Raw genomic sequence first — 6,042 nt, forward strand, 5'->3', positions numbered from 1 at the left:
TTGGGGGAGATTGCCCCAAACCTGTCTCTCTCGGGTCGGATCGGGCCATTAATTTTCAGTCACACAGGTTAACACTGATTTCAACTCGGAAAATCTGCTGCGCACATGTTGAGAGAGATCGTGGGTGCTGGGCCGTGCCGAGGAGCGCGGCACTCCGACCTCTGGGCCGCACATGCCGGAGAAAACCGTCCTGTGCATAGGGCGAGGAACAGTCAAAAGAACGACCCGTGAATTTGAGGTGAAGGACCCTGTGTACGCTGCGTTTGCATCGCTCTATTTTGGTGGTGGTTCACATCCGGCTTGGGTGGCGGGTAATTATCTATCTGGGCCTAAAAAGCGGCGAAGTATATGGCAAAGCGACGGGATCGGGCGTCGGGAGCAAACGCCTATGCTTTCTGTTTTTCGGCAACCGCCTGTTTGGCTCATCGCGTTCGAAACTGGGAATTGTCGCTTGACCCAGCGTCAGTTGCAGGTTCAAGTTGAATTTGCTGCATCCATTCATCCGAGGGGTCATCCTTCGTGTGGTTGGAAATTCATTGCAGTGAACCAATATGGGAACGCGAAATGATCAAACTCACAAAATTAGCATTTGTATCTGCTTTGGCGCTTGGCCTTGGCAATTCTTTCACAGCAACACCTGCGGCTGCGGGCTCCGATCCTTTTATCGGTGAACTCATGGCCGTTGGCTATAATTTCTGTCCACGAGGCTTTGCAGAAGCAGATGGGACACTTTTAGCGATTTCGCAGTATTCGGCGCTGTTTTCTCTTTATGGAACCCAATTTGGTGGTGATGGCCGCACAACATTCGGTTTGCCAGACCTGCGTAGCCGGTCCATCGTTCATACCGGAAATGGTCCGGGACTTGGCGATCCTGGCCCAATTGGTACAAAAGGTGGATCGACGAACTTTACGATCACCCAGAACCAAATCCCACCACACACTCACACGCTTCGTGGCAATGAGGAAGACGCCGACACCGAAGAGCCATCGGGTGCCGTTCCGAGCCTTGCAGCAAGCCCGATCTATAGCAGCGGCACGGCTGATGTCGATATGGGGTCCTCGGCGATCATGGCAACCGGAGGCGGACAAGCGGTCACCAAGCGCAGCCCGTATCAGGTTCTTCGCTGGTGTGTTGCCTTGCAGGGTATTTTCCCGTCTCGCAACTAAGAGTTCAGCCTGTTTCGTGAGCCATTGACAGCACAGGTTGCGCCGTAGATTGACGGCTGTATTTTAAGGCAACCATGTCCGTTTTTAGGGCACTGTCACTTGCTTAACCGGCAGTTTTACCCGAGCGATATTGCCGGGACGATATTGGCGGGACGACATCGGCGGTGGATGTTACACCCAACGCCGAATATGACTTGAAAAAGCCTGCCGAGGAAATCCTTGGCAGGCTTTGATGTTTTTTGGTTTGGTTTGCTTATTCAGCAGGGGCGTCGCAGACCCCGACGAGGCTTTCGTACTGGGCGGTGATCCAGCTGACGGCTTGTTCTGGGTCTTGCTCTTCGACCTTGTCGGTGAACTGGCTGAACACCGCAGCCGAGCGGCTGTCGTCGATCATTGGGATGTCTTGGGCGGTGACGGCGACTTCGTAGACAAAGAAGGCCACGGCCACCAGAACGATGCCACGCGCAACGCCAAAGAAGAAGCCAAGCGCCTGATCCAAGCCGCCCAGAACCGAGCGTTGCACCAGCGATGAGAAGAACGGGTTGAAGAGCGAGAGCACCACAAGCGCCACGGTCATGATCGCCGCAAAGGCCGCGATCAGCGACAGGATGCAGTTGTCGCCAAGGAAGTTGCCAACAACCGGCACCTCTTTGACCAATGGCTGCACCTGACCGACAAACATATAGGCCAGCACCCCGGCGACGATCCAGCCGCCGATGGCCAATGCTTCGCGCACCAAGCCGCGTGAATAGGCCAGCAGGGCCGATAGCACGATCACAACGGCCACGACGCCGTCAACTATTGTAAAGCCTTCCATGAGCCTGCTCGCCCCTTTTCCTGTTCGCGCCTTATCCGGCGCCAAAAACCTCGCCCACAAATGTGGTCAGGTCGCCCATTCGGGTCAACGCCATGTCCTTCGTCGCGGTGGCCTTGCCCCCGGTTGGAATGATGGCTTTGCTGAAACCAAGTTTTTGCGCTTCTTTCAACCGATTTTCGGTCTGAGACACCGGACGCAGCGCCCCAGAGAGGCTTATTTCCCCAAAAACCACAGTTTCAGCCGGAAGAGAGGTGTCTTCGCGGGCGGAAAGCAGCGCAGCGGCCACGGCCAGATCGGCGGCAGGTTCGTTCACACGCATGCCACCGGCGACATTCAGGTACACATCAAGCCCGGCAAAAGGAATGCCACAGCGCGATTCGAGCACGGCAAGGATCATCGCGAGGCGCGAGCCATCCCAGCCAACAACCGAGCGGCGCGGTTGGCTATGAGGCGAGGGCGAAACCAGCGCTTGGAATTCCACCATGACCGGGCGGGTGCCTTCGATGCCGGAAAACACCACCGATCCGGGGGCCGGTTGGCCACGTTCCGACAGAAACAGGGCGGAGGGGTTGGTGACCTCGGACAAGCCGCCGCCGGTCATTTCGAACACACCGATTTCGTCGGCGGGGCCAAAGCGGTTTTTGACGCTGCGCAGGATGCGGAATTGATGGCCGCGCTCGCCTTCGAAATACAGCACCGTGTCGACCATATGTTCGACGACGCGCGGGCCGGCGATTTGGCCGTCTTTGGTGACATGGCCCACCATGATCACCGCCGACCCACGGCTCTTGGCAAAGGTGGTCAGCTCATGCGCGGCGGCGCGGACCTGCGAGACCGAGCCGGGGGCGCTGTCGACGTTGTCGGCCCACATGGTTTGGATCGAATCGACGATGGCGAGATCGGGTTCTTCTTCGTCGAGCGTGGTGAGAATGTCGCGCAGGCTGGTTTCGGTGGCCAATTTCACCGGCGCATCGGTGAGGTTAAGACGCTGGGCGCGCAGGCGGACCTGGGCGGAGGCTTCTTCGCCGGAAATATAGATGACCTTGAGACCCGCCTTGGCAAAGGCCGCGGCCGCTTGAAGCAGCAGGGTCGATTTACCGATGCCGGGATCACCGCCAACCAAAACCGCGCTGGCCGGAACCAAACCGCCGCCCAAAACCCGGTCGAGTTCATCAAGTTTGGAGGCGGTGCGCGGTGGCGGGGCCTCTTTGGTCGACAGATCAGTGAGCGGAATGGCGCGGCCACGCATGGCGCCAAGCGACTTTTTCGACGGGCCTTGGCTTAGCGGCTTTTCTTCGACAATGGTGTTCCATTCTCCGCAAGCCTCACAGCGACCGGACCATTTGGTACTGGATGCGCCACAAGATTGGCACACGAATGTTGTTGCAGATTTTGCCATGAAACGTCCTGTCCGTGCTTGCCCCGATCGTCAAAGGCAGGGCGGTTATGCCCGATTGCAGGGGGCAGGCCAATAGGGGGAATTATTCGGCGGCGCGGGGCAGAACCGTGATGTTATCGGCCGCAAGCGCCATGTCGACGTCATCCTCTTCCAGCATAACCTCGGGGGGCTCGGTCTGGGCGAGATCGGGCAGAGGCGCGGGGATGAAATTGTTGTCCGCTGCGTTTTGAAGCTGGGGCAGGATATCGCCAAGCTCGGCCTTGAGGCGGTCAAGCTGGGCGTGGGCGATGGATTCTTCCATCTCGACCTGTTCGCTCCATTGCCGAATTTCGGTTGCCGCGACTTTGGCGTTTTCCAAACGCTCGTTGAACAAGGCGATTTCCTGTTGGCGGGCAATGAGGAAATCGCGGGCGCGGGCGACCTTGTTGTCGGAATAGGTTGTCGCCAACTCGTGGCTGACGTGGCTCATCTGAGCGGCGAGTTCGAGGACCGAGGGTTCCAGATCGGCCAATTCCGGGTGATCGCGCAGAAAGGCGATACGTTCGCGGATCGAATCAAATTCGCCCTTCAGCTCAAATACGCCGGTCCGGTCAGAGCGGTGAGAGAGCGCATAGGCCTTGGCCACATCGGTCATCCCCATGTGAAAGTTGCGATGTGAGTTTTCCAGCGCCATGACGCGGGCATTGGTCGGAAGAAAGAAACACAGCGCCATGCAGAGCACAGATAGACCAATTTGTATGTATTTTCCGGCCTCTAGATAAAGCTGGTCGCCAAATCCAAGTGGCAACTCCAACCACGGCGCAAGCTCAAAAGCGCAGGCTATAGAATAGCCCGCCAGTCCAAGAGACAGCGCAATAATCAATCCAAATGCAATACGTTGCATGACAGCACGGAACAGCCCAGCAACAGGGTGCGTGGTCGACATAGGAATAATTTCCCCCAGAATACTCTTTATGAGAGCGGCAGCTCATCGGCAAGTTTATGCCGATCATGGCAAAAGGGAAGATATTTTTAACGGGGAATTAATCTGTTTCGGGGGCGTGTTCTATCGGTGTCACAGGTTTGCGGCTTTCAAATGCGCCCAAAACGATGGATCCGAGGATGCAAAATGTGAACAGGTAAAGACCCCAGGCGGTTTCGATTGTGCCAACGCCAATGCCTTTGGAGAGGGTGATATAAAGCGCGACAAGGAAGATGTCGGCCATGGCAAATTTGCCAATCAAGTTCAGCACCGGTAGGGATTTGCGGTCAAGCAAGTGGAATTGCACCAAGGCGAGGCCGATGGTTTTGAGCATCGGGGCAAAGAGCGCAAAGACCGTGACAAGCAGGGCCAGAAACACATCGGTGCCCCAGAGCGATTGCAGGCCGGATATGACGCTAATTTCCGAGAGCCCAAAGATAGGGAGTAACCCGGCGCGCAGAAGGGGCGCGAACCATGAGATCGGGTAAAGACCCAGCAAGAGAAGATTTAACCAACGCATGTCAGGCACTTAAGCGGCGACCGGCGTGGTTTCCAGCCCTTGATCTCAGTTTGTCCACCACCACAGGCCCAAAAGCAGCACCAACATAACGATGTGGATCACATCAAGCCAACGCCAGCGCGCCCGTGGGGTGATGGAGCAGATCAGGAAAAAGGCGGATGGCACAAGCAGAGCGGCTATACCGCCGCCTTCGGCCATGAATTGCGCCGCCGAAACATATAGCGGCCCTTGGGCGAGCCCAGCAGCGGGGGCGAACACCGTGAGGATGCCGCCAATCGACAGGAACAAGGCGATGAGCGCCGGCCAACGGGCAATGCCGCGCCCGACAATAACACGGGTTAGGGCGAGAACGGCCAGAAGTTCGAGGAAGACAAATTTCTTGTAGAAGAAAAAGGCCAATAGGACCGGGCTGGGCTCCAAGAAAGTCATGTCGTACCTCTTACCTGACGGCCTCAATCGGGCCTTCTGCACGTCCGGAAATGAATTGGTCGACGAAGGGATCGCCGCTTTGATCCATATCTTGCACCGGGCCGGTCCATTGGATCACCCCGTCATGCAACATGGCGACATGATCGGCAATGGCGCGCACGCTGGTCATATCATGGGTGATGGTCATGGCGGTGGCGCCCATTTCATCGACAATCTCGCGGATCAGCTCATTGATGACCCCGGCCATGATCGGGTCAAGCCCAGTGGTCGGTTCGTCAAAAAAGATGATTTCGGGTTCGGCGGCGATGGCACGGGCAAGGCCAACACGTTTTTGCATACCACCCGAGAGTTCGGCGGGAAAGCGATCGGCCACGTCGGGTTTCAGGCCAACGCGGCGCAGCTTTTCAATAGCGATCTCGCGGGCTTCGTCCTTGGGGCGTTTGAGCGACCCACGCAGCAGACGAAAGGCGACGTTTTGCCAGACCGTGAGGCTATCAAAGAGGGCGGCCCCTTGGAACAACATGCCAAAGCGCGCCAAAAACGCGTCGCGGTCGCCGGTGGACACATCTTTGCCGTCAAGGGTGATCACCCCGGCATCAGGCGTGACCAGCCCAAGCACGGATTTGAGCAAAACCGATTTACCGGTGCCCGACCCGCCGATGATCACCATCGAGGAGCCGCGTTCAATCGTGAGGTCAACACCGCGCAATACGTGATTGTTGCCAAAGGTTTTTTCGACGTGGACGAGA

Annotated in this window: 7 protein-coding genes; 1 reads left to right on the plus strand and 6 read right to left on the minus strand. The window is 57.2% G+C overall.

Annotated features, from left to right (window positions below):
• Positions 1-564 precede the first annotated feature (564 nt).
• Positions 565-1,167: a phage tail protein gene (locus AC5EFR_RS01240; RefSeq protein ID WP_493574156.1), complete on the plus strand. Its 603-nt coding sequence runs from the start codon at positions 565-567 to the stop codon at positions 1,165-1,167.
• Positions 1,168-1,420: 253 nt separating this feature from the next.
• On the opposite strand, the gene AC5EFR_RS01245 is transcribed toward AC5EFR_RS01240, so the two are convergent.
• From AC5EFR_RS01245 to AC5EFR_RS01270, 6 genes are all read right to left on the minus strand, one after another.
• Positions 1,421-1,984 (minus strand): CvpA family protein, encoded by a 564-nt coding sequence (locus AC5EFR_RS01245; protein ID WP_493574157.1) that lies wholly within the window; start codon positions 1,982-1,984, stop codon positions 1,421-1,423.
• 31 nt (positions 1,985-2,015) lie between these two features.
• On the minus strand, positions 2,016-3,383 hold the full coding sequence (gene radA / locus AC5EFR_RS01250) for a DNA repair protein RadA (protein ID WP_493574158.1): 1,368 nt from the start codon (positions 3,381-3,383) through the stop codon (positions 2,016-2,018).
• An 82-nt stretch (positions 3,384-3,465) separates the two neighbouring features.
• A complete protein-coding gene (locus AC5EFR_RS01255) occupies positions 3,466-4,308 on the minus strand; it encodes a DNA repair protein (protein ID WP_493574159.1) in 843 nt (280 codons plus the stop codon).
• 97 nt (positions 4,309-4,405) lie between these two features.
• Positions 4,406-4,864 carry a paraquat-inducible protein A gene (locus tag AC5EFR_RS01260; RefSeq protein ID WP_493574160.1) on the minus strand — a complete coding sequence of 153 codons (459 nt, stop codon included), beginning with the start codon at positions 4,862-4,864 and terminating at the stop codon, positions 4,406-4,408.
• A 45-nt stretch (positions 4,865-4,909) separates the two neighbouring features.
• Positions 4,910-5,293: a hypothetical protein gene (locus AC5EFR_RS01265; protein WP_493574161.1), complete on the minus strand. Its 384-nt coding sequence runs from the start codon at positions 5,291-5,293 to the stop codon at positions 4,910-4,912.
• A gap of 10 nt (positions 5,294-5,303) precedes the next feature.
• Positions 5,304-6,042: ABC transporter ATP-binding protein (locus AC5EFR_RS01270; protein WP_493574162.1), on the minus strand; the 739-nt coding region annotated here is incomplete at its 5' end.

It is taken from the genome of Pelagimonas sp., from assembly GCF_058892305.1.